The organism is Streptomyces viridifaciens (assembly GCF_001888885.2).
Classification (GTDB): Bacteria; Actinomycetota; Actinomycetes; order Streptomycetales; family Streptomycetaceae; genus Kitasatospora; species Kitasatospora aureofaciens.
The window spans coordinates 3878608-3902646 of the sequence record NZ_CP090841.1 but is presented as its reverse complement, the minus strand read 5'-3'; the positions used below and the strand labels follow the sequence as shown (position 1 = coordinate 3902646).

Here is a 24039-nt window from a genome sequence, read left to right as displayed (position 1 = left end):
CTGGCCTGTTCGGGTGCCATCTCTGGGCCATACCGGTCACCGAGGGTGAGGGCCTCCGAGGCGGATGCCGCAGGCCCGTTCAACCTCGTGTGGGGCGCTGGCTTCCCGCCGCTTCCGGGCAGGACGGCCAAGGCCGTGCGGGCATCGCCCCGCTTCCACGCGGGTGAGCAGCAGAAGGAGGAGGGACGTGCCTGCAGCTATGGGTGCCTGGCACCGCTGGATGGCAGCCGCGACGGTGATGGTGACGGCTGGGGCACTCGGTTCGCTAGGGGCAGGCACGTCCGCAGCGTCCGACCTGATGGGATGGGACCGGGCCCGGTGCGCGACCCGGCCGGCCCCGCCGGCGACGAGCGTACCGGCGCCGATCACCTCCGGCAGCGATGTGTGGAGCTTCGCGTCCGCGCCGAAGCTGCATCCCATGCGGGTCACCGTGACCACGCGACAACCGGGCACGGCCCGGGGGGACGCCTTCGTCGCCCCGTACAACCTCACCCAGCCGGTCGGCCAGACCGGGGCGCTGATGCTCGAAGACTCCGGCGATCCGGTCTGGTTCCGCCCGCTTCCCGTCGCGAACCTCGAGAACGGCGACTTCCGGGTGCAGACGTACCACAACCCCCGGACCGGCGTCACACAACCGGTGCTGACGTTCTGGCAGGGAACCATCGCGATTCCCCCGTATTACACCAACCTGCCCGGCGGCGCCCCCGAGCCGGGAGGCTGCTACTACATCTACGACGACCACTACCGCCTGCTCAGGACCGTCTTCGCCCGGCACGGCTTCTACCCGGACTTCCACGAGTTCCTCCTGACACGCCGGGGGACCGCGCTGTTCATCGCGTCCAAGCCGGTCCCGATGGACCTCACCCCCTACGGGGGGCCGAAGAACGGAGCCATCGAGGACAGTGAGGTCCAGGAGGTCGATCTCGCGACCGGGAGACTCGTCTTCTCGTGGGACATCCTGGACCACGTGAACCCGGCGGACTCCGAGGTGTCGGCCTCCTCGGCGTCCTCGTCCGGCGGGGTGTGGGACGCCTATCACGTGAACTCGATCGACGAGGGCCCTGACGGCCAGCTGCTGATCTCGGCCCGAAACCTCTGGGCGGTCTACGACGTCGCGCGGCAGACAGGCGACATCCGCTGGCAACTCGGTGGCAAGAGAAGCGACTTCAGCTTCGGCCCGAACGCGGACTTCTACTGGCAGCACCACGCCCGGTTCCGGCCGGGAAACCGGATCAGCATGTTCGACGACGGCTGCTGCAACCAGCCGGACGGCACCCCCGAACAGCAGTCACACGGCCTGATCCTCAACCTCGACTTCCCCAACCACCGCGCGACCGCGGCGCGGACCTACTACCACGCACCGGGGTTGTACGCCGCGTCCCAGGGGGACACCCAGGCGCTCACCAACGGCAACGAGTTCGTCGGGTGGGGGCAGGAGTCGTACTACTCGGAGTACAGGGGCGCCGGGAACACCGAGGGCGACGGCTCGAAGAACCTGCTCTACGACGCCATGATGCCGGGCTCCGACATCTCGTACCGGGCGTTCCGCCACGAGTGGGTCGGCAAGCCGTGGTATCCGCCCAGTGCGGCGGCGCGCGACGGCAGCGGCGGGCGGAGCACCGTCTACGCCTCCTGGAACGGCTCAACGGAGACCAGAGCGTGGCAGGTGCTCGCCGGACCGGACGCCCGTTCCCTGTCGGTGGTCGTCGACCACGCCGACCGGACCGGCTTCGAGACGGCCCTCACGACGGATAACCCGGGACCGTACTTCCAGGTGAGGGCGCTGAACGCGAAGGGGGAGGTCATCGGGACGTCCCACGTCGTGACCCGCTCCGGTTGAGGAAGGACCGATCCTCGGGCCGTCTTCGGCGGCAGCATCGCCCGCGACTGTCGAACAACAACCCTGGCCTGGTCTCGGTTCCGGTCTCATTCATCGCCGTCCGAATGGGTTCGGTCACCACCCCGACAGCAAGAGAACCGCAGTTCAGAACGTGTGTGAACGCCGCCGGACACTGCCGAGGAGATTTGGAAAGCGTGTTGGGGGCAACCCCTCACGAGTTCGAATCTCGTATCCTCCGCCGCTGCCTATCAAGGCAAACGTCGGCCCCGACCACTTCTGCGGTCGGGGCCGACGTTTTTCGCTTGGCGGCGAATTTCCTGATGGGCTGCTCAGGAGTGGTGCACGGAGCAGGTGACTGCGCCGATACGAATGCGGTGTCTGTTCCGCGATACCGCGGCGTAGACCCGACGAGCGACGGCCCGTACACCCGGGAGGCCGATCGCAGCAGCGGCCCGCCGGTACCGGAGGCTCGGCGAGGACTCGACGAAGCAGGTCAGCGCGTCCACTCCGCCGGCATGCACCTCGCCGCCCCGGAAGATCAGCGCCTCCCGTTCGAGTCGCGTCAAGTGCGCAGCGGTGAGGCGATCCGGCAGGGCCTGCCATGGCACGGCTGGCATCCGAGGCGTGGCTCAGCTTGCGGATCCGGTCGACCACGGCCTGGCAGAAGCCACAGTCGCCGTCGTAGGCCAGGATCGTTCCGGTGCCTTGGTGCGCGTCACTCATCCCTCCCCCTCCCCTGCCGGCGCTGGTTCCGTGCCGGTGTCGCCGCTCGGTCTCACCCGGCCCGTCCGGGCTGCGGCGGTACGAGGGTGGCGTCCGGGGCCGAGGAGGACACCGGCCCCTTCGCCGCAGCACGTTTGAAGGCGCGTCGGCACAGGCTTCCCAGAGACCCGTAGAACCGGTCCGGGAGGAATACGGCATCAGCAATGATCATCGCGCCGGAGAAGAGCGGGAGGCCCAGCAGTACCGCGATGCCCGCGTGCATGCTCAGCAGCATGGCCAGAACGATGTACTTCAGCCTGCCGAAGAGGACGAACGGGAAGGCCACTTGCAGGATCACGGTCAGATAGCTGGCAACCGCGACGGCCATCTGATGGTTGTCGAGCATCAGCGAGAGGGCGGGCCACGGCCGGAACAGGTCGAGGTTCAGGACGTAGTGGAGAGCGGTCCCGTCCCCCCAGGCGCTGCCCTGCACCTTGTACAACCCCGCAGAGCCGTAGAGGAAGCAGACCTGAGCGGCGATGACGAACATGCCGCAGTTGTGCAGCGTCGTGACCAATGTTTCGCGGGAGGCGGCGACTTGGTGCCTGAGCCCGGGTTCCGTGCGTGACGACGAGGCGTCGACCGTACGGGCGGCAGCGCGTCGGCGGGCTCTGCGCGCGTCGAGGGACCAGCGTCGGCCGCATGCGGTGCAGCAGAGGTAGAGGGACATGAGGAGGATCACGTTGTCTCCTCCGTCCGACATGAAGATGGCCCTGGCGTGGAACGAGGCCACCACGGCCGCGAACAGAAGGGACATCACCCTGGTCCGCCAACCGAGCATGAACAGGGTGGCCGTGAGAACCGCGAGCACGTAGCAGCTCTCGAAGTAGGCAGGACTGTCGGACAGAGTGAGGATGCTGATCCAGCCCGTCTGATCGAACAGCTGCCTCGCCAAGGCGGGGGTCCACGGTGCCTCGGGACCCCAGATCTCCTGGCGGTGGGGGAACTCCCGCAACAGAAAGGCGAGGTAGAGCGCTCCGTATCCGATGCGCAGCACTGCGGCCGCGTGGAGGGAGGTCTGCCGCGTGGTCAGGGAGGCGACGAGCGCGCCCGGGCGATCGAGGATCCGTCGCGGGGCGGCTTGGCCGGTGGCGGTGGCGGCACGGGACGGTGGTGGCGCCGCGGCCAGTGCCTGGTCAGTTGCCATTCGGTGTCACCTTCCACAACGGTAGGTACCTGGTTTCGACAGGGGCTTTCGCGGCGGGGTACGGACCGCGCGCGTGGGGGGACCCTGCGATCGGCTGCGTGGTCACCCTCAGCTGGATGGCCTGGAACGGACCGGGCTGATGAGCCGAAACTCGCTCCACGGCGATGTTCCGGAGATACTTCTGGAACATCGCAGCCCGCGCGGAGTAGGACCGATCGTCCCCTCCGTGCGTTTCGAGATAGCTGGTCCACGCCCGGCGCAGCATGTTCTGCGTCGTATGGCTCGGGAAAATGTTGTGTTCAACGTCTGCGCTGTCCACAGCCGTCAGATCGAACCAGTCGCTCACCTGCTTCGAACCGTTCGACGAAGTGGCCTCGGTCCTAGCCGAGATCTGTCGGGACACCGATTCGGGGTTCGGTGCGAAAAGCCGCCAGTTCTGCTCGAAAAATGGATAGATCCACGCGTTGATCTGCTTGCTGTAGCGCTGTGAGATCTGATTCGAGGGCGCCACGTAAAGGAATACCAACAGGACGTGGACGAGAGCGGTGGTCACGCAGAGCGCCACCCCGCTCGCTGTCACCGTCCGCAGCAGTCTCGATTGTCCCGTACATTCCGCCGACGACCCGGGCGCCCCGCCCGCAGGCCGGTCAGCCGGCTCCACCGCGGTGTCGTTCTCCTCATCGGCCGACCAGGGGCCCGAATCCGCCAGGCCCACAGACCTGCTGTCGTTCGAGGTGCGGCTGCGTCCGGTTCGTCCCATCCTGGCTGCTCCCTTCGCTCTGCTTTCCCTGAGCTTGTTGTGCGCGTCCGGCACCCCTCGGCCAGCAGCGCGTTCCCCGGACGAGGGGCCGGGCGACGCGCGGCGGGATCTGATGATCCGCCGCGCGCCGCCGATCTCCATCGATCACACGAGCCACCGCCGCAGGGGCCGGCTCGGTCCGGGGGCCACACCCACGCGAGAGGTGCGCTCGTGCTCACGCCTCACGACCTGGGGACCCGCACACGGCGGATCGGCTACCAGGTCGCGGGCTCACAGCAGCAGTTGCCGGACCCGCACTTGTCACTGCAGGAAGCGCAGTGATCACCGTGGCCACAGTCACCGCAGTGATCGCAGTGGCTGCAGTCACCGCAGTGCTGGTGGCAGTCACCGCAGTGCTCGTGGCAGTGCTCGTGGCAGTCACCACAGTGGTCGCAGGGGCCGCACTGGTGTCCATTGCCACCGGTTTCCCCACCGCTGGTGCCCGCGGTCGTACCGGCTGTGGTGCCTGCGGTCGTAGCACCCGTGGTACCCGCGGTCGTGGCACCCGTGGTGCCACCGGTGACGAGGCCGCCGAGGAGACCGCCCGTGTTGCCCGCGACCAGACCGCCCAGAACCCCGCCCGTGTTGCCCGCGACCAGGCCGCCCAGAACCCCGCCCGTGGTCCCCGCGGTCGTACCGGCCGTGGTGCCGCCGGTCGTGGTGCCCGCGGTCGTACCGGCCGTGGTCCCACCGGTCGTGGTGCCCGCAGTCGTACCCGCCGTGGTCCCGCCGGTGGTGCCGACGGCACACGTCTCCCGGGTGATCCTGTTGGTGTCCAGCGTCACGGAGCCGTTCCGGGCCAGCGCCCGACCGTCGATGCTTGCGCCGGTGGTCACGGTGATAGAGGTCAGGGCCAGGATGTTGCCCACGAAGGTCGAGTTGGTGCCGAGCGTCGCGGAGCTTCCGACCTGCCAGAACACGTTGCACGGGGCGGCGCCGTTGGTGAGGATCACGCGGCTGGCGGAGGCCGTCGTCAAGGTCGATCCAGCCTGGAAGACCCACACGGCGTTGGGATCGCCCTGGGCGTCCAGAGTGAGCGTGCCCGTCAGTCCGAGAGAGGTAGCGGACTTGTAGACGCCCGGAACCAGCGTCTGACCACCCAGGTCAGCGGAGATGATGGCGTCCGGCGCCTGGCTGGCGGCGTCGTTGTACGCCGTGGTCAAGTCGTTCTGCGCCTGAGCGGCGACGGCATCCGCGGAGTGGATGGTCCCGTTCACCAGGCCGGGCGGAAATCCGCTGATGGCCGTTCCCGGACTCACTCCGACGTCTCCCGTGATGACGGAAGAACCGGTGTTGCTGACCGACTGGCCGGCAAGCACCGCGAAGCTGTCCGCCGTACCGAGGGGAACGGCGGTCGCGATGGCGTGCGCCCGCACCGGTGTCAAGGCCACACCGGCGGCGGCGATCAACACGATCCCCGCGATCCAGGCGGAAATCCTGCGCCAGTGCGGCACAGCAGAGAAGTTCAGTGTCACCTAGGGTCCCATTCCTGTGAGAAACGCGACGAATTCCATGTTTTTCGTCGACATGCGCGCCGAACCACTGCTTCATGTGGCCAAGGGGCGCCCGAGGATCGAGCGCCCGTTGCACCAGGTAGAGAGGATGGATCTAGATTTACCCGGAACACGCCATGCGCATACGATCCGTTGGGGTGACCTGAGCCGCTGTGTAAACCCAGGCTTCTACCTGTAGTCGCACGGTTCTCTGGCCGAGCCACCTGTCCCCACCGCTCCGGGTCCGGCGAATACGCCTTCACCCTCCGATGTCAGGGAGAATTCGGCACCCAGCGGGACGCACTACGTCGATATGATTTGCGGAAGGATTGAGTTGAACTACCGACAGAGCTGCGAACAGTGGACGAAGACAGCCCTGCGATCGAAGCCAGTATCCCCGACCATCCGTGACCATCCGTCATTCGCCGGGGGACACCCCAGCTCATCACTGGAAAAGGTGCACCCAGAGCGTCGCTGTCGGCGGACGCCACCCACGGGAAGGCTGCGCAGGGTGCGAGACTCGGACTCGTGAAGGACTTCCTCGACAGGTCCTTCCCGCTCGGCACGGCGCGGCGGAGGCCCTTCCTCGTGTTCAGCCGTGGCTGCTCGTCCGGTCGGGCCACGACGACCGCCGCCTACCGATGGTGGAATTCGCCGACCGGGCGGGCCACTTCGGCCAGGCCTGAGGGACGCCCGCCCTCGTCGCCCGCGGTCTCGTCCGAAGGCGCCGGGCTGCGGAACCGGCCACCGTGACCGTGCGGGGTTCGGGCCGGGCGGAGAGTAGCCTGGATATCACCGAAGGCACTTCGCATGCCGGCACCGGATACTGGCGTCGTCTCCGGCGAACGGCTCTCCCGGACCCGGCCCTGGTCGGGCCCGGAGACAGGCTCTTGATCATGACTGCGATCCTCGATCGTGCGACGACGCCGACCACCCCCGCATCCCCCCTGCGGCTCTCCCTCGCGCCCGACGGCGTGCGGGCCGGTCGGCTGGACGGGGCCTGGTGGCCCCGGTCGCGTGATCTTCTTCTCGAACTCCCCTCCCTAGCCGCCGAGCTCGACGAGCGGTGGGGCCGGATCACCCGGATCACCGTGAACCCCGCGCAGTGGCCGCTCATCCCCCGCCGTATCCCGGTCACCGGGCACACCGTCCACGCCGGCTGGTTCACCACCGAGCAGGACGAGCACACGATCGCGGTGTTCTCGTACGCCCCGCGCAGGCTGACCCTGCTGGTAGTCCCGCCGGAGACGGATGCCACTGGTGCCGCCCAGCTGATGGCCGCGGCAGCCGGCCCGGCGAACACCAGTACTGCGAGCGACCTGCTCGCCGCTCAGACGGGCGACGGTGCGGCAAAGCCGGCGTCCCGCTCCGACTTCCTGCCATCGGCCGTCGCTCCCTCGAACGGAGCTGGTGAGGCCGGCAGGCGGGCGGACATCGCCCGCGACCGGGCAGCCTCCTGGCCCGTACCCGCCTAGTCGGGAGGACGGCACACCCGGCCCGGCCCGCGCGGGCCGGGTGTGTCACTCGCGTGACCACTCGGTCTCCGCTTGGGGTTCGCCGTCGATGCCGGTCCCTTCCCACAGTCGGACCCTGACTGCCCGGGGGCCCGGCGCGGGTCGGGAGAGGGTGCGAACGAACACGTCCCGGAGGTGGTTGGCCGCCCGCTGCGGCGGACCGTCGTACTCCAGCGGATTCGGCATCGTCGTGTCGTCCTGCCGGGACCAGCGGCCGTCATCGTTCTGGGTCTCCAGAATCCACCGGTAGCGCCGCATCGTGACCTCCTGTGCCAACGCTCCTGCCCTGACTCGACCGTACGAGGCGGGCGGGTGGAGGGCGACCGGGGAGGTCGGCGGCTCCAATGCCACGACGGAACGAAGAGCGGAGGAGGTGGCCGATTTCGAGGCAGGCGGCATCCGGGAGTGGCGCGGCCACGACGTGTGTCGACGCCGACGAGCACAAGACCGGCAAGCTGGAGTCCGACTACGTGGGCATCGCGACCGTTCAGCCGGCTGAACACCATGCCGGGTCCGGGCCGGACCGGGAGTAGCCTGGACATCACCGAAGGCACCTCGCATGCCGGCACGGACACTGGCGTCGTCTCCGGCGAACGGCGATCCCGAACTTGGCACCGGTCAGGTTCGGAGACAGGTCCTTGATCATGACTGAGATCGACGGCGCGACGCTTGCCACTGCCGAACTCGCCCCGCGGTTCTCCCTGACACCGGACGGCCCGCGAGCCGGACGGCTGGACGGGGCCTGGTGGCCCCGATCGCACGACCTTCCGTTCGAACTCCCCGCCCTGGCCGCCGAACTGAACAAGCGGTGGGGCCGGGTCGCCGGAATCACCGTGAACCCGGCTCAGTGGTTGACCGTCCCCCGGCGGATCCCGATCGCGGGCCGCACCGTCCATGTGAGCCACACCGTCCACGCGGGCGGGTTCACCGCCGTGCAGGACCAGCACACGATCTCGGTCCGCTCGCACCTTGCCCGCCGACTGACCCTGCTGGTCGTCCCGCCACGGACGGGAGCCGTCGAGGCCGCCCGGCTGATGGCCGAGGCCGCCGATCCCGCGAACACCGGGACCGCGAGCGAACTGCTCGCCGAGGAGCCCTCCGCGAGGGTGTCCGACCGGCGAGGAATCATCTGGCCGGTACGCGACCCCTCCGTCTCGGCCTGGGGCTCCGCCCGGTGGGGCGGGCCCTTGTCACCCGGGTGTTCCGGCCTGTGCCCTCGGCCGACCACCGATGGCGCCGACCACCGATGACGCCGCCTCCCGATCCTCCTGCGCTCCCGGCGGATCGCCGTCAGTACTCGGAGCCGCTTCGCAGGTAGGTACCCGCGACCTGGAGCCACGCCCCGGGGCTGAAACACGCCTCGATCCGGTGCGGGGTGTCCTCGAAGACCCGCAGGACGCGCAGCGCGCCGCTCGGGTGCAGGTCGTACTCGAAGATCACGCCGTCCGCGCCGTCCTCGTACTGCAGGTCCAGCGGCCCCTTCGACGGCTCCGCCGGCGCCCGGGCTTCCGGCGAGAGTTTCACGTAGACGGACATCCTGTCGCCCCTGCCTCTCCTGTCCTTCCGAGGGGCCCAGCCTGCGATGCCGGTCCTCTCAGGTCGCTTCGATCGGTGGCTCGGAGCCGATGCCGGTCGAGACGAGGATCTGCCGCGCCGAGGCGGTGCCACCGGCCTCGACCGCACGTGCCATCGCGGCCAGGGCTGCCTCCTGAGCCGCCTGCGGGGGAACGACGAGCAGGCTGAAGTGATCGCGGTCACCCCGCGTGACGATCACCGTGTCATCGCCGACCGGGTACCGGTCGATGTGCACCGGCCGGCCGTCGATGACCAGGCTGGGCGGCACCTCATCCCAGGCGTCCGCGTCCAGCCCGACGCTCACCACGGGGCCCAGGTGTTCGGTCAACGCCCTGACCAGACCGGGCAACTCGGCGCCGACATCCCGTGAACGCGGCCACCAGGCGCCGTCCAGCGCGCCCTCGCGCGACCGTGTGGTCGCCAGGCGCAGCAGGACCGTCCCCGGCTTCGCGGCCTGCCGCAGCCGCTCCGGAAGAAGGCCGTGGTGCGAGGTACCGGATTCATCCGACATGGCACGCCACCCATCCGCGGACGGACGTCCCGTCCGCTACCGCAGAGGCGGTCCTCCGTCGCTGCCGGTCGAGCCGTTCCGACATTCCCACGGTACTCCGCCCCCTCAGCCCCGGGCCGGTCCGTCCGCCGCGGCCCGTACACCGCGACGGGGAAGGTCCGCACCCAGGAGTGACGCGAACGAGACGTCATCCCCACCGCGCGGGAGAGGCCTGATGCGACCAGTTCTGGTTGCGTTCACCCCCCGTCCACTGCCGTTCAGAGCCCAGCCGACGGATCACTCCACCTGGCGGGCGGAGGCGGGGATAGGGCAGACGCCGCGCAGGGTGGCCGGGTGGCGAAGACCATTGACGATCCTGGACTCGGGCATTCCGGAACCGGAATTCGAGAGCATACTTGTGGTATGCGGGATGAACAGGGGCCCCGGACGAGGTGGACGTTCCTGACGCATCACGCACGTGTACTGGTGGCGATCTCGCGTGACGCGGAAGTCCGCCTGCGGGACCTGGCGGCGACGTGCGGAGTGACGGAGAGGGCCGTACAGGCGATCGTCACCGACCTGGAGGACGCCGGCTTCCTCGTTCGTACACGGCACGGGCGCCGCAACCACTACCACGTCGTCGAGGGCACGTACTTCCGCCATCCCGCCGAGGCCCACCAGGAGATCGCAGGCCTGCTGGCCCTGTTCGGCGGCCCCGATCCCCGCCCCGGCTCCGGCCACCAGCAGAGGCTTCCTACCGGTGATCATCATGGTGAGCATCCGTGAGACCGCGCCCGACCGCCTCCAGCACCTCACACCGCAGCTGCGAGCCACCACCACGGTGGTTGACGGACAGGCGGTGATCGTCCGCCTCGACGGCGAGGTGGACCTGGAGGACCGCCAGCCCTTGCAGCAAGCCCTCGCACGGGTAATGCAGACCCGCCCGCCCCAGCTGATCGTCGATCTGACCGGCCTGGCCTTCTGCCACTCGGTATGCCTCAACGCGCTCCTCACCGCCCGCCGGCGCGCGAAGGCCGCCGGCGTGGAGATGGTGCTCGCCGCACCGCCGCCTCAGACCAGACGGGTACTGGAGATCACCGGCACCGACCAGGTCTTCACGATCTACTCGAGCGTCCGCACCGCGCTGGCGGACACCTACGCCGCCAGCCGGCAGACAGGATGAGGGGGTGACCGGACACAGCGGCCGCAGGACACCGTCCATGTCTCCGCGCCGTGCGGCAGGCCACCTGTCGCACCGTCGAACGGTCCCCTCGAACAGCGGCCGGACGGCGGACGAGCAGGGCCAAGTGACCCATGCCGCGGTTCGTGCCGGGACGAGGAGCATGGAGGCATGGACGAGACGACGCAGGTACCCGGTGGGCTGGAACGCCGGGAATGCCTGTCCCTGCTCGCGGGCACCGGCTACGGCAGAGTGGTGTTCACCGCGCGGGCCCTGCCCGTCGTCGCCCCGGTGAACTACCTCCTCGACGAGGACGTCGTGGTCGGCGCCGGTGCCGATGCCCGCCTGCAGCGGCTGGCGGACGGCGATGTCGTGCTCTTCGAAGCGGAGGGTGCCGACTCCGGCACCGCGTGGAGCGTCAGTGTGACCGGCTACGCCCACCCCGTGACCGATGCCGGGGAGGCCGATCGCCTCATCAGCCGCACCGGGTCCGAGACGCCCTGGGTTCCCGGCCCGGCGGAATCCCTGCTGCGGATCACGACCACGCAGGTGGACGGCCGGACGTTCCCGATCACCGGAGCCGGTCCCGGCCGTGCCCCGCTCCCGTACCCCGGTCCCACGCCCAACGCCTGAACGGGCCCGCGAACGGGCATAAGGACTGTGGCCGGAAAGTCGTGAGACGTGCGGAGGTGCGGCCCGGTGGGAACTCCTGCGAACGGTCCGCCCGGTGACCCGCCCGGCTTCGTGCACATCCCCGACCCCGCCCGTCTGGAGCTCGACCGTGCCGTCCAGGCCGTCGTGACGCGGGCCAATGACGTCCTGCACGCGGAAAGCCGACTGCGTGACCTCCTTCGGGCGGTTCTCGCGGTCACCACGGACATCGCCTCCCCGGGGGTGCTCGACCACCTGGTGAACGCCGCCCGTGAGCTGCTGGGAGCCCGCTTCGCCGCCCTGGCCGTACTCGACGACGAAGGTCGGCTCGTCCAGTTCCGGCACAGCGGCATCGAACCGTCTGCCGCCCGGGAAATCGGTCCGTGGCCCCGGGGCGAAGGTGTCCTCGGCCGACTACGGACGCAGTCCGGTCCGCTACGGATCGACGACATCAACGCGGCCCCCGACACGTACGGCTTCCCGACCGGCCACCCGACCATGCGGAGCTTCCTCGGCGTGCCGATCCGGGCCCGCGGCCGGACGTTCGGAGCCCTCTACCTCGCCGACAAGCAGGGTGCCGGCACCGTGCCGGCACCGTTCACCACGGAGGACGAGGAACTCCTCCAAGCGCTGGCCGGTGCCGCGTCGGCGGCCGTCGACAACGCCCGGCTCTACGAACAAGCCCAGCGCAGGGAAGCGTGGCAGCACGCCACGGCCCTGATCAGCTCCGCCCTCCTGGCCCGTACCGAGCCGGACCAGGTGCTCGCGCTGATCGTCGAGCAGGCGCGGCAGGTCGCGGGCGCCGACATCGCGGCGATCGCCCTTCCCGAGACCCCCGAGCGCCTGGTCATCCGCATTGCCGCCGGCCAGTACGCCGACCGCGTCACCGGCCAGTACCTGCCCACCGCACAGTCTCTGACCGGACTCGTCCTGACCCGCGGCGAACCGCTGATCACCGCCGACCTGGCCACCGACGGACGCTCCCACCAGCCGGACACCGACCTGTCCCCCGCATCCGGCCCGGCCATGTTCGCCCCTCTGACCGCCCGCGGCAGCCGTACCGGGGTCCTTTTCGTCACGCGCCAACCGGGCCGGGCGGGATTCGACCACGACCAGCTCGACATGCTGACCGTCTTCGCCGCTCAGGCCGCTCTCGCCGAGCGGCTCGCCGCCGAACGCGCCGACGCCGAGCTCGTCACACAGGTCCGTGACCACGAACGCATCGCCCAGGACCTGCGCGACCGTGTCATCGAGGGCATCTTCGCCATCAGTCTCACCCTCAACGGCCTGGCCACCACCGCACCGCCCCACCGGCAGCAGCACCTCCTCGACACCGTCGGCCGCCTCGATACGGTCATCCGCGACATCCGTGCCACCGTCTTCGACCTCCGGCACCCCGACCCGGGGCCCGGAGCACCCTGACATGCGGTGCTCGGGGCGGCGCCCGGCCGATCAGGTGGGCGGTCGCCCGTCCGTCGCAGGGGACGCCGACGGGTCAGCGCCACTCGATCGCGAACAGGGTGGCATCGTCGCTCGTGCGCCCGCCCCGCTCCTCCTTGAGGACATGGGAGAGCATGCGCACCATGGTCCGGAGCCCGGTATCCGAGCGCTCGACGCGGTTGACCCAGTCGATGAGCTGGTGCTCGCCGAACTGCTCCCCGCCGGGCGCCCGCTCCTCGACCAGGCCGTCAGTGAAGCACAGCACCCGGTCCCCGTGCCGCAGTCGCCGCTCACTGATCACCGGCTGCTCGCCGCCGAACCCGACCGGCAGGGTGGGGGCGCTCTCCAGTCGCTCGACGACGAGACGGCCGCGGATCAGCAGTGGTGCGGGATGGCCGGCGTTGACCCACTGCAGGTGGCCGGTAACGGTGTCCAGGCGCATCATCTGCGCGGTGACGAAGTGGTCCGGCCCGAACTGCTCGGCGATGGCCCGGTCCATGAACGCGTAGATCTCCGCCAGTCCGATGTCGGCGCGCCGGGCGTGCCGGTACGCACCGATGGCGACGGTCGCCATGGTGGCGGCGTCCAGTCCGTGGCCCATCGCGTCGATGGTCGCCACGTGCAGGAGGTCGTCGTTGAGCGCGTAGTCGAAGCTGTCCCCGGCCACGTGGTAGGCGGGTTCGAGGATGCCCGCCACGGCGACCAGGGGGACCGTCATCGAGAGCGGCGGCAGGAGCGACCACTGGATCTCGGCGGCCACGCTCATCGGCTGGAGGCGCCGGGCCTGGAAGATCCGGTCGGTGAAGGCGTTCTTCGTGACCAGCAGATCGGCGACCAGGGCGCAGAAGACCCGCAGCAGCCGGCGGTCGTCCTCGTCGACGGCGTCCAGGGTCAGGGCCAGCACCCCCACCTGGTCACCGCCGTCCGGCAAGGGCAGGTACATCCGCACGCCGTCCTCCTGCGGTTCCTCGACGGGAACACCGCGCAGGAACGCCTCGCCGGCGGGTGAGGCGTCGATCGGCACCGGCTCTCCGGCCGTCAGCCCCCGCCCGTGCAGGGGTGCCAGGACCAGCTGTCCATAGTCCTGCAGCAGGAGGACCGGGTCGCGACCGCCGAACCGGCGCACCGCGTCGGCGACCAGTGGAGCGATCATCTGGGGCGGCAGTTCCTGGGTCCGGTCCAACAGCGGGCCCCACAGCTGGTGCTCGCCGGTACCGTGCGTCCGACCGGGTTCCGGCGTGGCGGACGGCTGGTCACCGCTCATCCTCGCTCACCGCCGTCTTGCTCCCGCCGTCGGGGCCGGCGCCGCTTCTGCCGAGCCGGGCGCCCCGGATCCGTGAACCGAGGCAGCTCCTTCCATTACGCCCCACTGCCGGGCGATGCGCTCTCCAGCCGGTCGACAGGATGCCGAGGGCGTGCGGAGCACGGCACGGTTCCACCGCGGCTCCGGCTTCGTGGCGTCCGGCCCCGGCCGTTCACCGTGCGGAGCCGACGCGGCCGGGCGAATCCGCCGCAGGTCCGGAAGCCCACGGTTCCGCGAGTCCGGGCCGCTCGCCCGTCTTCCTCGGCCCCTGCCGGACCGACGCCCCTTGCCCGCCCCCTGTGGCCCCGCCCCCGCGCGCACTGCCCGGCCCGGCGCGTGAGCCTGGCCCCAACGGGTAGCCGTCCCGGTGCGACGGGACTTCGTCGTCCGGGCGCCATGGGCCCGAACCGATGGGAGGCGACCACCATGTCCACAGCCGTCCATCACCACCGCCACCTGGCTTTCGCCGCAGGCAGCGGAGCCTCCTCGGTGAACGAAGGGCGGGCGTTCACCCGCCGAGCCCTCGCCGATTGGCGCCTGACTTGCTCCACCACCGGCGACGACGCCCAACTGGTCGCATCAGAACTGCTCACCAACGCCGTCCGGCACACGGCAGGTCCCCTCGCCATGGACCTGGACGACGACGGCTCGCGCCTGCGCATCACCGTCACGGATCCGCGGGCCGACATCACCCCACCCGATCCCGGCAGCCACCAGCCTGCCCGGATCGGCGGTCACGGACTGTTCATCGTCGACCGTCTCGCCCTGCACTGGGGTGCCTTCCCCGAAGGCTGCGGCAAGACCGTCTGGGCCGACCTCCTCCTGCGAGGCCGGGCAACCGACCCGGCACCGTGAAACCACGGTCGTCATGACGACGGCAGGACGCATGGACACGACGGTTCAAGCGGAGGGAGTGGCGAGCAGGGTGGCAGCGCAGCCCGCGGTGAGGACGCCGAGGAGGTAACCGTCCGCGTCGACGACGGGCCGGATGGCCAGGTGCTTGATCCGCATCGCTACCGCGGCCGGGCACAGGCCAAACCACACCCCGGCAGCCGAACTCCTGCTCAGATCTCGCCTCATAGCGGAGGCTGCAGGAGCCAGCTGGCCAGAGACGTCGTGAGCAGGGGTTGTCCGGCCTGGTAAGCGGAGCCAGCTGGTCTCAGTTCTGGTCTCATTCACCCCCGTCCAGCCGGGTTCAGTCGCCGCCCAGCGGTTCGCTCCGCTGCAGGTCAGCACGAGTGTGGACCCCGGCGGACGGCGTTCGGGAGAATTGGAAAGCGTGTTGGGGGCAACCCCTCACGAGTTCGAATCTCGTATCCTCCGCCTTTGCCTAGCAAGGCAGTTGAAGGCCCCGACCGGGTTCCGGTCGGAGCCTTCTTCGTGCCCTGGTCTCAGTTTTGGTCGCAGTTTCGATTTTTTGGGCCTCAGCGGCCCACTCTGCGGCGAGGCCCCGGCGACTGCCGCGAGCCTCGATGCGTGAGGGCGGCGCTCAGTGGTCGCCGAAGAAGATCTCCTTCACCTCGCGCGCCGCGTAGTAGACGAGGACGTAGCCGGCGGCCGGGTCGGCCCACCACCAGCCCAAGGTGGTGTTGAGGACGAGGCCGAGCAGGACTGCGGCGGCCAGCAGGCCGTCGATGAGGGTGACACGCCCCTCGGTCTTGAGGACCGGGTTGTCCAGAGCTGCACCGGTGCGGGCCTTGCCGAAGGCGAGGGCGAACATCACCGCCACGGTGATCGCCGTCCAGACGATCCCGAGTGTGGAGTGGTGCGGGCGGAAGCTGCTGGCGAGCACCCAGGTGGACTGCACCAGCAGGTACACCGCGAGCAGGGCGAAGCCGACCCCGATCAGCCGGAACGCGCGCTTCTGGCGGTCCTCGCCGCTGCCGGACAGCTCCCAGATGACCACGGTGGACGCGCCGATCTCGATCAGTGAGTCCAGGCCGAAGCCGGCCAGCGCCACCGACCGAGCACCAATCGCCGCGATCGCGAGGATCACGGTGCCGACCACGTTCCAGCCCAGCGTGGCGTACTCCAGGGCGAAGCCCCGACGCAGCAGCGCTGCACGGGGCACCCCCACGGCGCCCAGGGGTGGCCCGTGGCAGATCTGTTTCCGGGCTCCACTGCTCGTCCAGGACGGTCTGGACCGCGTTCCGCAGTCGGGGGTCGAGGGCGAGGCGATCTTCCCCGGCGGCTCGGGGCGGGGCCGGCGCCCGACGGCTCGGGGCGGGGCCGGCGCCCGTCGGCGCGGGCTTGAGCCGCGTGAACGGCCGGTACCGGCCGTTCACGGGAGGCCGGTTGCGCCGGATCTCCCGGCTGACAGTGGAGGGGCTGCGGCCCGGTTCGGCGGCGTCGCCCGAAGGGCGGGGCGATCGGAGCGTTCGAGTGGTGTCGGACCGCCGACGGGACGGGGTTGCGGTGTGTCTGGCGGTCGTCCGCGCTCGCGTGACGCATGAGTGGAACAGGCGCTTCGACGCCTGGTCTCTGTCTCCGAGGTACGGAGTGTTCATGTCGCCGCTGTCCGTGGTCCGTCGCCTGCTCGTCGTTCTGCTGCTTCCCCTGCTCGCCCTCGCCGCCGTCCTCGGCGGTGCCAGGGCATCGTTCGCTGTCGCCGTGCCCACGGGGGTCCGGACCGGGGGAACCGACTGGGACGCCTTGGCCCGCTGCGAGAGCGGCGGGCGCTGGCAGGCCGCCACCGGAAACGGCTACTACGGCGGACTGCAGTTCGACACGGCGACCTGGCGCGCCAACGGCGGCCTCGCCTACGCTCCCCGCCCGGACGGGGCGACCCGCGAACAGCAGATCGCGGTGGCCGAGCACCTCGCCGAGCGCCGCGGCCTGGCTCCCTGGCCGGTCTGCGGAGCCCGGGCCGGCCACAACGGCGACCGCGCCGACAGCCACACCGGCACCCACGCCGGTGGCGGCCACGGCCCCGCGCACCCGCGGCCGCAGGCGCCCGCCCCGCGTACCGAGCGCGCCGTCCCGGAGGACACGCCGCCCGTCATCAGCGACGGGGGCACGGACGCGGGCGAAGCCGGCCCGGAGACCTGGACCGTACGTCCCGGCGACACCCTCGGGGGCATCGCCCAGGAAGTCGGCTCCCCCGACGGCTGGTCGACCCTCTACGCGCTCAACCGCCAGACCATCGGTGACGACCCGGACCTGATCCTGCCCGGCCAGGTCCTCGCGCTGCGCTGACCCGACGCGAACGGTCGACCACGCACTCACGGCCGTCACGGCGGGCAGGGCGTTCAGGGGCCGCGTCCAGGACGGCGCCCCGCGCCCGAAGGACCGGTCACGATTCGAGAAGCCCCCGGCGGGGGTCGCCTCCTAGCGTGGTGGCCATGGCAACCACCACCGCATCCGCTGTCTCCCTCACCTCCGTCACCCTCGAGGTGGCCGACCTCCCGGCCGCCCGGCGCTTCCACGCCGCGTTCGGGGTGGACGGGTACGTCGACCTGCGGGCCTCCGAAGCGCGGTCCAGCGGGTTCCGGGGCTTCACGTTGGCGCTCACGGTGCCCGGGCCGGCCACCGTCGACGGTTTCCTCGGCGACGCCGTGGACGCCGGCGCCGAGGTGCTGAAGCCCGCCGCCAGGTCGCTGTGGGGCTACGGCGGTGTCGTGCTGGCGCCGGACGGGACGGTCTGGAAGGTGGCGACCTCGGCGAAGAAGGACAGCGGCCCGGCCACCCGTGAGATCGACGAGGTCGTCCTGCTGCTGGGCGTGGAGGACGTCAGGGCCAGCAAGCGGTTCTACGTCGACCGGGGCCTGACCGTGGCGAAGAGCTTCGGCGGCAAGTACGCCGAGTTCGCCCCGAACGGGTCCGGCTCCGTCAAGCTGGCGCTGTACAAGCGTCGCGGTCTGGCCAAGGACCTCGGTGTCCCCGCCGAGGGCACGGGCTCGCACCGCGTCGTGCTCGGCAGCGCGTCCGGTCCCTTCACCGACCCGGACGGGTTCGCCTGGGAGGCCGCCGGATAGCCGTTCCCGCGGCATCCGCACCACCCGGCACCGCCCCGGACCGACGCACGGGTTCAGCGACCGGGCGGCGCTGGACGACGGTGACGTGTGGCCGGTGGCCTACGCGGTGAAGGAGTCGGCCCCGGCCGAGGAGGAGCGCGTCGCTGCGCTCGGCCGCAGGGCCGTGGGCTGAGGGGCGGCGCAGGGCCCGGGCCGCTGGGGTGCGGGCCCGGGCCCCCGGTGTCCTCGTACGGGGGGTCAGGAGACGGGGAGAGGGGCCTCGGCGCGGTCGGCGGCGGCGGTGGCGGTGGCGCCGAGGGCGAGCAGGGCGGTGCGGGTGGTGGTGACGGCGGCGCAGTTGTTGGCGGCGTAGGAGAGGGCCATGCGGTGCCGGTCGAGGGAGAAGTCGGCGACGGCGTCGGCGATGAGGAAGGGCTGGACGTCGTGGGAGAAGGCGTCCACGGCGGTCATCAGGACTCCGACGTGGGCGTAGACGCCGCACAGGATGAGCTGGTCGCGGCCGCTGTCGTGGAGCAGTTCGAGCAGGCCGGAGCGGTGCAGGGCGCTGTAGCGCCACTTGGTGAGGACGTGGTCGCGGGGTTGCGGGGCGAGGGCGGAGACGATCCGGCGGTCGCCCGGTTCGGCGCGCATGCCGGGGCCCCAGAAGTCCTTGAGCAGGCCGCGCTGCTCGTCGTCCATGTCGCCCGGCTGGGCGGTGTAGACGACGGGAACGCCGAGGTCGGCGCAACGGGCCCGGAGCAGGCGGCAGTTGTGCAGGAGTTCGGAGGCGGGCGAGCGGTCGGCGGTGAAGGGGCGCAGGAAGTACTCCTGCATGTCGTGGACGAGCAGGACGGCGCGGTCCGGGTCCGGTGTCCAGGGCACCCGGCTCTCCGGCAGGTCGCGTTCGGTGGGCATGGGGTACGGCGGGATGGGGCTGATGCTCAAGGCGGGACCTCGTCAGGGTGTGGTGGCGGCGGACAGCGAGGGCGGGGGCAGGAAGGGAGCGGCGGCGGTCAGGGGCGCCAGGCCGCCGCGACGGTGAGCGACTGCTCCGGGTTCAGCCGGGGGTCGCAGAGCGTGGTGTACGGGCCGAGCCGGCCGGCGTCGGCGACGGCCGCGGTGTCGGCGACGCACTCGGCGACCGGGTCGGGCGTCGCCTCCAGGTGGAGGCCTGCGGCGACGCCGCCGCCGCGGCGGACGGCCGTCAGGAACTCGCCGACCTCCTGGACCACGGCGGACAGCGCCCTGGTCTTGCGGCCGTCGGGCGCGCTGACGGTGTTGCCGTGCATCGGGTCGCACAGCCAGCTCACCGGGTGGCCGGCCTCGCGCACGGCCCGGACCAGGTCCGTCAGCCGGTCGGGGGCCCGGCCCGCGCCGAAGCGGGCGATCAGGGTGAGCCGTCCGGGCGCCCGGTCCGGGTCCAGGATCCGGCACAGTTCCAGCAGTTCGGCGGGGGTGCAGCCGGGGCCGACCTTGCAGGCGACCGGGTTGACCACGTCGGCCAGCAGCCGCACGTGGGCGCCGTCCGGTTCGCGGGTGCGCTCGCCGATCCACGGCCAGTGGGTGGAGGTGAGCAGCAGCCGGTCGTCGGAGGAGCGGCGCAGCAGCGGCAGTTCGTAGTCCAGCAGCAGAGCTTCGTGACTGGTCCAGACCACCGGGTCGGGCAGCGGGGACCAGGTCTCCTCGTGCCGGCGCAGCTGGGCCATGGCCCGGGCGGCGGCGCGGTAGCCGGTGACCAGGCGCAGCGGGTCGGGGCGGCGGGCCATCGGCTGGGGGTCGGGCGCGTTGACGATGAGGCCGCGGAACACCGGCAGTTCGACGCCTTCGACGACCTCGGTGGGACGGGACCGGGGCTTGGCGAACTGGCCGGCGATCCGGCCGACCCGGACGACGGGCAGTCCGGCGTTCATCCGCAGCACGCCGGCCAGCGCGTCCAGCAGCCCGGCCTTGCGGGAGATGGCCTCCGGGGTGCAGTCGGCCGGGTCCTCGGCGCAGTCGCCGGCCTGGACGACCAGCAGCCGTCCGGCGGCGGCCTCGGCGAGCAGGGTGCGCAGCTGGCGCACCTCGTCCCAGGCGACCAGGCCGGGCAGGGCGGCCAGGTCGGCCCGCACCTTGTCGACCAGCCAGGCGTCCCCCCAGTCGGGCTGCTGCCCGGCGGGACGGCTCCGGTAGGGGAGGAGCTCCTCCTCGGCCAGGGGGGCGCGGAAGGAGTCGAGTGCGGTGAGGGTGCTGGTGCGGTCGATCACGGTCGCTCCTCGACGGATACGGAAGACGGAACGGCGGCGAGCGGGGCGCCCGCGGCGAGTTGGGCGCCTCCGGAGAGCGGGGCGCCCGCGGCGAGCGGGGTGCTCGTGGAGAAGGGCTCCCGGGCGGCACCCGGCTCCCGCACGGCCGCGGCGACCGCGGCGGCGACGCCCGGGGCCACCCGCGGGTCGAGCACGCTCGGAACCACCCGGTCCGGGGCGAGGTCCTCCGCCGCCAGGGCGACGATGGCGTCGGCGGCGGCCAGCATCATCCGCTCGGTGATCCGGGTCGCCCCGGCGTCCAGGGCGCCGCGGAAGATCCCGGGGCAGGCCAGCAGGTTGCTGATCTGGTTGGGGTGGTCGCTGCGCCCGGTGGCGACCACCGCGGCGTACCGGGCGGCCACGTCCGGCGCGATCTCGGGGGTGGGGTTGGACAGCGCGAACACCACGGCGCCGGGCGCCATGGCGGCGATCAGCTCCTCGGGGACGGTCGCCGAGGAGACGCCGATGAAGACGTCGGCTCCCGGCAGTACGTCGGCCAGGCCGCCGCGCAGTCCGCGCGGGTTGGTCAGCTCGGCCAACTGTGATTTGGCGGTGGAGAGTTCCGGGCGACCGTGGTGGATGACGCCGCGCGAGTCCAGCACGATGACCTCGCCCGCCCCGGCGGCCACCAGCATCCGGGCGCAGGCCGTGCCCGCCGCGCCGGCGCCGGAGACCACCACCCGCATCGACGGCAGCGGCTTGCCGAGCAGGTCGGCCGAGCTGCGCAGCGCGGCCAGCGCCACGATCGCCGTGCCGTGCTGGTCGTTGTGCATCACCGGGCAGTCCAGCGCCGCGTCCAGGGCGCGCTCCAGTTCGAAGCAGCGCGGCGCGGCGACGTCCTCCAGGTTGATCGCGCCGAACGAGGGGCGCAGCCGGACGAGCGTCTCGACGATCTCGTCCACGTCCCGGGTGTTCAGCACCAGCGGTACGGAGTCCAGCCCGCCCAGCGCCTTGAACAGCGCCGCCTTGCCCTCCATGACGGGCAGCGCGGCGGCCGGGCCCACGTCGCCCAGGCCCAGCACCGCGGTGCCGTCGCTGACGACGGCCACCAGCCGGTGCGCCCAGGTGTAGTCGGCGGCCAGCCGGCCGTCCTCGGCGATCGCCCGGCTGACGTGGGCGACCCCGGGGGTGGAGATGGCGGACAGCGCGCGGGCGTCCAGCGGTGTGATGGGGACCTGGGTGCGGAGCTTGCCGCCCCGGTGGGCCCGGAATATCTCGTCCTCGGTGAGCCTTTCGGCACGGTCCTGGTGTGCGACCGACACTGGCGTCCCTTTCTCGGGAGATCTCGGGGGAGCCTCGGGGATCCTCACGGGGCGCAGGGCGCCGGATGTTCCGTTGCCGGGAGGTCCGTCGCGAAGGTGATCGTGTTCGACGCTAGCCGCGGCGCCGACACCGGCGGAACTACTCGACCGAGTGGGTCTGCCCCACCCGCTCGCCGCATTCCTCGATTGACCTGCGAATTCGAGTAGTTGTGGGCCTCCCGGCCGTGCGGAAGTGTCGTTGCCATCCCCCCTTTCCGCTCGCTCCAGCCGTTCCAGGAGGCGCCATGACCGGGCACACCCGGCCGCTGCACGACGAGGCCCCGGGAGGCCTGCTCGGCAGGCTGCTCGCACCGGACGGCGAGCCCGCCGCGTACGCCCTGCTGCACCGGCCGGAGAGCGGTGCCGCCGACCGGGTGGAGGTGGTGCTCGGCGAGGTGGCCGAGCTCGCCTCGCTGGCCGAACTCCCCCTGGAGGACGGGCCGGCAGGGCCCGCAGGCGCCCGGCACGAGCTGCTGGTCGTCGTACCGTTCCGGCAGGTCGCGGAGCGGGGCTTCGCGGCCCCCGACGACGGCGCGCCGCTGCTCGCGCTGCGGGTCACCGACCAGGAGTCGGTCGACCTCGCCGATGCGCTGCGCCTGCTGCCGGACGACCGACTCGCCGTCCGCAACGCCGAGTTCGCCCTCGACGACGAGGCGTACGCGGAACTCGTCCGAACCGTGCTGACCGAGGAGATCGGCCACGGGCGCGGCGCCAACTTCGTCCTGGAGCGGCCGTTCACCGCCGAGATCGACGGCTTCGGGGCGCGGGCGGCACTGTCGGTCTTCCGCCGGCTGCTGGCCCAGGAGCGCGGCACGTACTGGACCTTCCTGGTCCGCGCGGGCGACCGCTACTTCGTCGGCGCCTCGCCGGAGCGGCACGTCAGCGCGATCGACGGGGAGGTGGTGATGAACCCGATCAGCGGGACGTACCGCTACCCGGCCGACGGGCCGTCCGTGCCCGGGCTGCTCGACTTCCTCGCGGACCGCAAGGAGACCGACGAGCTGCTGATGGTGGTCGACGAGGAACTCAAGATGATGGGCCGGATCTGCGAGGGCGGCGGGCGGGTCGTCGGCCCGTACCTCAAGCCGATGGCGCGGCTGGCCCACACCGAGTACCTGATCGAGGGGTCCAGCACCCGGCCGATACCGGACATCCTGCGCGAGACCCTGTTCGCTCCCACCGTGACGGGCAGCCCGCTGGAGTCCGCGTGCGAGCTGATCAGCCGTTACGAGCCGGGCGGACGCGGCTACTACAGCGGCGTACTGGCCCTGGTCGGCCGGGACGCGACGGGCGGGCGGTGGCTGGACTCGGCGATCCTGATCCGCACCGCCCGGATCGACCGGGCCGGCCGGCTGCGGATGGGCGTCGGCGCGACGCTGGTCCGCCACTCCGACCCGCGGGCCGAGGTCGCAGAGACGTACGCCAAGGCGGCGGGAATGCTCGCGGCCGTCCGCGGGACGCCGGGCGCCGCCGGGCCGGCCCCGGCCGCCGTCGACACCTCGGCCTGGGCCGGGGACGCCCGGATCCGGGCCGCGCTGGCCGGGCGCAACGCCCAGCTGGCCCCGTTCTGGCTGAGCCGGCCGGACGTCGCCATGCACGGGGGCGCCCGGGGCAGGGTGCTGCTGGTCGACGCCGAGGACACCTTCACCGCGATGATCGGCCACCAACTCGCCGCGCTCGGACTGGAGCCGGAGATCCGCCGCTGGGACGACCTGGTACGGGGGGCGGACGGCCGCGTCGAGCTGCACGGGGCCGATCTGGTGGTGGTCGGCCCAGGGCCGGGCGACCCCCGGGAGGTCGGCGACGCCAAGATCGCCACCCTTCGCGCGCTGACCCGCCAACTGCTGGGCGAGCAACGGCCGTTCCTGTCGATCTGCCTCGGCCACCAGGTGCTCGCGGGAGAGCTCGGCCTGCCCCTGGTCCGCAAGCCGCAGCCCAACCAGGGGCGGCAGCAGGTCGTCGACCTGTTCGGCCGGCAGCGCCGGGTCGGCTTCTACAACAGCTTCGCGGCCGTCGCGGACCGCGACGAGTTCGTGCCCCTCACCCTGGCCGGGAGTGTCGCGGTCAGCCGGGATGCCGCGAGCGGCGAGGTGCACGGCCTGCGCGGACCGCACTTCCACTCGCTGCAGTTCCACCCCGAGTCCGTGCTGAGCACGGACGGCTTCGACGTCCTGCGGGAGTCCGTGACCGGACTGCTCGGCGTCCCGGCCGTCGTTGCCGTCCCGACCTCCGCGATCCCGACCGCCGCCGTCCCGGCCGTCGTCGCGCGCACCGCCTGAGCACCCCGCTCGTACCCACCCCTCCGG

General features: G+C 71.4%; 23 protein-coding genes and 1 pseudogene. 12 read left to right on the top strand and 12 right to left on the bottom strand.

Features of this window, described 5'->3' with window-relative positions; all coding sequences use genetic code 11:
* Positions 1-418: 418 nt before the first annotated feature.
* Positions 419-1840 carry an arylsulfotransferase family protein gene (locus BOQ63_RS24465; protein ID WP_079184087.1) on the top strand — a complete coding sequence of 474 codons (1422 nt, stop codon included), beginning with the start codon at positions 419-421 and terminating at the stop codon, positions 1838-1840.
* Between the two features lie 775 nt (positions 1841-2615).
* On the opposite strand, the gene BOQ63_RS24460 is transcribed toward BOQ63_RS24465, so the two are convergent.
* From BOQ63_RS24460 to BOQ63_RS24450, 3 genes are all read right to left on the bottom strand, one after another.
* Positions 2616-3749: an HTTM domain-containing protein gene (locus tag BOQ63_RS24460; RefSeq protein WP_107488541.1), complete on the bottom strand. Its 1134-nt coding sequence runs from the start codon at positions 3747-3749 to the stop codon at positions 2616-2618.
* Positions 3739-4302 carry a DUF5819 family protein gene (locus BOQ63_RS24455; protein WP_305953133.1) on the bottom strand — a complete coding sequence of 188 codons (564 nt, stop codon included), beginning with the start codon at positions 4300-4302 and terminating at the stop codon, positions 3739-3741. Before BOQ63_RS24455 ends, BOQ63_RS24460 begins: the two co-directional genes overlap by 11 nt.
* Before the next feature lie 461 nt (positions 4303-4763).
* Positions 4764-5924, bottom strand: coding sequence for an ice-binding family protein (locus BOQ63_RS24450; protein WP_465398195.1), 1161 nt, complete (start codon positions 5922-5924; stop codon positions 4764-4766).
* Between BOQ63_RS24450 and BOQ63_RS24445 the strand changes: the two genes are divergently transcribed.
* Both BOQ63_RS24445 and BOQ63_RS24440 read left to right on the top strand, forming a co-directional pair.
* Positions 5839-6027 carry a hypothetical protein gene (locus tag BOQ63_RS24445; protein ID WP_454130397.1) on the top strand — a complete coding sequence of 63 codons (189 nt, stop codon included), beginning with the start codon at positions 5839-5841 and terminating at the stop codon, positions 6025-6027. The genes BOQ63_RS24450 and BOQ63_RS24445 overlap by 86 nt on opposite strands.
* Before the next feature lie 910 nt (positions 6028-6937).
* Positions 6938-7516: a DUF5994 family protein gene (locus BOQ63_RS24440; RefSeq protein ID WP_030278575.1), complete on the top strand. Its 579-nt coding sequence runs from the start codon at positions 6938-6940 to the stop codon at positions 7514-7516.
* A 45-nt stretch (positions 7517-7561) separates the two neighbouring features.
* Here the strand turns inward: BOQ63_RS24440 and BOQ63_RS24435 are convergent, their stop codons facing one another.
* Positions 7562-7813 (bottom strand): hypothetical protein, encoded by a 252-nt coding sequence (locus BOQ63_RS24435; RefSeq protein ID WP_030551939.1) that lies wholly within the window; start codon positions 7811-7813, stop codon positions 7562-7564.
* A 386-nt stretch (positions 7814-8199) separates the two neighbouring features.
* On the opposite strand from BOQ63_RS24435, the gene BOQ63_RS24430 reads away from it, so the two are divergent.
* The gene (locus tag BOQ63_RS24430; RefSeq protein ID WP_050366696.1) at positions 8200-8805 is read left to right on the top strand and encodes a DUF5994 family protein; all 606 of its coding nucleotides are present in this window, start codon (positions 8200-8202) and stop codon (positions 8803-8805) included.
* Between the two features lie 40 nt (positions 8806-8845).
* Here the strand turns inward: BOQ63_RS24430 and BOQ63_RS24425 are convergent, their stop codons facing one another.
* Positions 8846-9091 (bottom strand): hypothetical protein, encoded by a 246-nt coding sequence (locus tag BOQ63_RS24425; RefSeq protein ID WP_030278569.1) that lies wholly within the window; start codon positions 9089-9091, stop codon positions 8846-8848.
* Between the two features lie 58 nt (positions 9092-9149).
* The gene (locus tag BOQ63_RS24420; RefSeq protein WP_030551943.1) at positions 9150-9641 is read right to left on the bottom strand and encodes a DUF5994 family protein; all 492 of its coding nucleotides are present in this window, start codon (positions 9639-9641) and stop codon (positions 9150-9152) included.
* 402 nt (positions 9642-10043) lie between these two features.
* On the opposite strand from BOQ63_RS24420, the gene BOQ63_RS24415 reads away from it, so the two are divergent.
* The 4 genes from BOQ63_RS24415 to BOQ63_RS24400 all read left to right on the top strand — a co-directional run bounded on the left by BOQ63_RS24415 (position 10044) and on the right by BOQ63_RS24400 (position 12873).
* Positions 10044-10406, top strand: a complete 363-nt coding sequence (locus BOQ63_RS24415) for a helix-turn-helix transcriptional regulator (protein WP_046386108.1) — start codon at positions 10044-10046, stop codon at positions 10404-10406.
* On the top strand, positions 10390-10803 hold the full coding sequence (locus BOQ63_RS24410; protein ID WP_079183730.1) for an STAS domain-containing protein: 414 nt from the start codon (positions 10390-10392) through the stop codon (positions 10801-10803). The genes BOQ63_RS24415 and BOQ63_RS24410 overlap by 17 nt, the downstream gene beginning before the upstream one ends.
* 168 nt (positions 10804-10971) lie before the next feature.
* Positions 10972-11433 (top strand): pyridoxamine 5'-phosphate oxidase family protein, encoded by a 462-nt coding sequence (locus BOQ63_RS24405; protein ID WP_072654959.1) that lies wholly within the window; start codon positions 10972-10974, stop codon positions 11431-11433.
* Between the two features lie 66 nt (positions 11434-11499).
* Entirely contained in the window at positions 11500-12873 is a 1374-nt protein-coding gene (locus BOQ63_RS24400) for a GAF domain-containing protein (RefSeq protein ID WP_050366694.1), read from the top strand.
* Between the two features lie 73 nt (positions 12874-12946).
* On the opposite strand, the gene BOQ63_RS24395 is transcribed toward BOQ63_RS24400, so the two are convergent.
* Entirely contained in the window at positions 12947-14155 is a 1209-nt protein-coding gene (locus tag BOQ63_RS24395) for a PP2C family protein-serine/threonine phosphatase (RefSeq protein WP_030278558.1), read from the bottom strand.
* 465 nt (positions 14156-14620) lie between these two features.
* Here BOQ63_RS24395 and BOQ63_RS24390 point away from each other — a divergent pair, with 465 nt between their 5' ends.
* Positions 14621-15049, top strand: coding sequence for an ATP-binding protein (locus tag BOQ63_RS24390; protein ID WP_046385453.1), 429 nt, complete (start codon positions 14621-14623; stop codon positions 15047-15049).
* Positions 15050-15683: 634 nt separating this feature from the next.
* Here BOQ63_RS24390 and BOQ63_RS24385 read toward each other — a convergent pair.
* Both BOQ63_RS24385 and BOQ63_RS24380 read right to left on the bottom strand, forming a co-directional pair.
* On the bottom strand, positions 15684-16265 hold the full coding sequence (locus BOQ63_RS24385) for a cation diffusion facilitator family transporter (RefSeq protein WP_223886032.1): 582 nt from the start codon (positions 16263-16265) through the stop codon (positions 15684-15686).
* A gap of 139 nt (positions 16266-16404) precedes the next feature.
* Positions 16405-16542: pseudogene (locus BOQ63_RS24380) on the bottom strand (IS30 family transposase); the annotation flags it as partial.
* Positions 16543-16699: 157 nt separating this feature from the next.
* On the opposite strand from BOQ63_RS24380, the gene BOQ63_RS24375 reads away from it, so the two are divergent.
* Positions 16700-17389: a transglycosylase family protein gene (locus tag BOQ63_RS24375; protein ID WP_107488540.1), complete on the top strand. Its 690-nt coding sequence runs from the start codon at positions 16700-16702 to the stop codon at positions 17387-17389.
* Between the two features lie 146 nt (positions 17390-17535).
* Complete coding sequence (locus tag BOQ63_RS24370) at positions 17536-18168, top strand: VOC family protein (RefSeq protein WP_030278549.1); 633 nt, start codon at positions 17536-17538, stop codon at positions 18166-18168.
* Positions 18169-18405: 237 nt separating this feature from the next.
* On the opposite strand, the gene BOQ63_RS24365 is transcribed toward BOQ63_RS24370, so the two are convergent.
* From BOQ63_RS24365 to BOQ63_RS24355, 3 genes are all read right to left on the bottom strand, one after another.
* Positions 18406-19092 (bottom strand): isochorismatase family protein, encoded by a 687-nt coding sequence (locus BOQ63_RS24365; RefSeq protein ID WP_318277432.1) that lies wholly within the window; start codon positions 19090-19092, stop codon positions 18406-18408.
* 68 nt (positions 19093-19160) lie between these two features.
* Positions 19161-20342 (bottom strand): 3-deoxy-7-phosphoheptulonate synthase, encoded by a 1182-nt coding sequence (locus tag BOQ63_RS24360; RefSeq protein WP_030278546.1) that lies wholly within the window; start codon positions 20340-20342, stop codon positions 19161-19163.
* Positions 20343-20389: 47 nt separating this feature from the next.
* A complete protein-coding gene (locus tag BOQ63_RS24355; protein WP_107488539.1) occupies positions 20390-21694 on the bottom strand; it encodes an NAD(P)-dependent malic enzyme in 1305 nt (434 codons plus the stop codon).
* Positions 21695-21978: 284 nt separating this feature from the next.
* Here BOQ63_RS24355 and BOQ63_RS24350 point away from each other — a divergent pair, with 284 nt between their 5' ends.
* On the top strand, positions 21979-24012 hold the full coding sequence (locus BOQ63_RS24350; RefSeq protein ID WP_072654956.1) for an anthranilate synthase family protein: 2034 nt from the start codon (positions 21979-21981) through the stop codon (positions 24010-24012).
* The last annotated feature ends 27 nt before the right edge of the window (positions 24013-24039 follow it).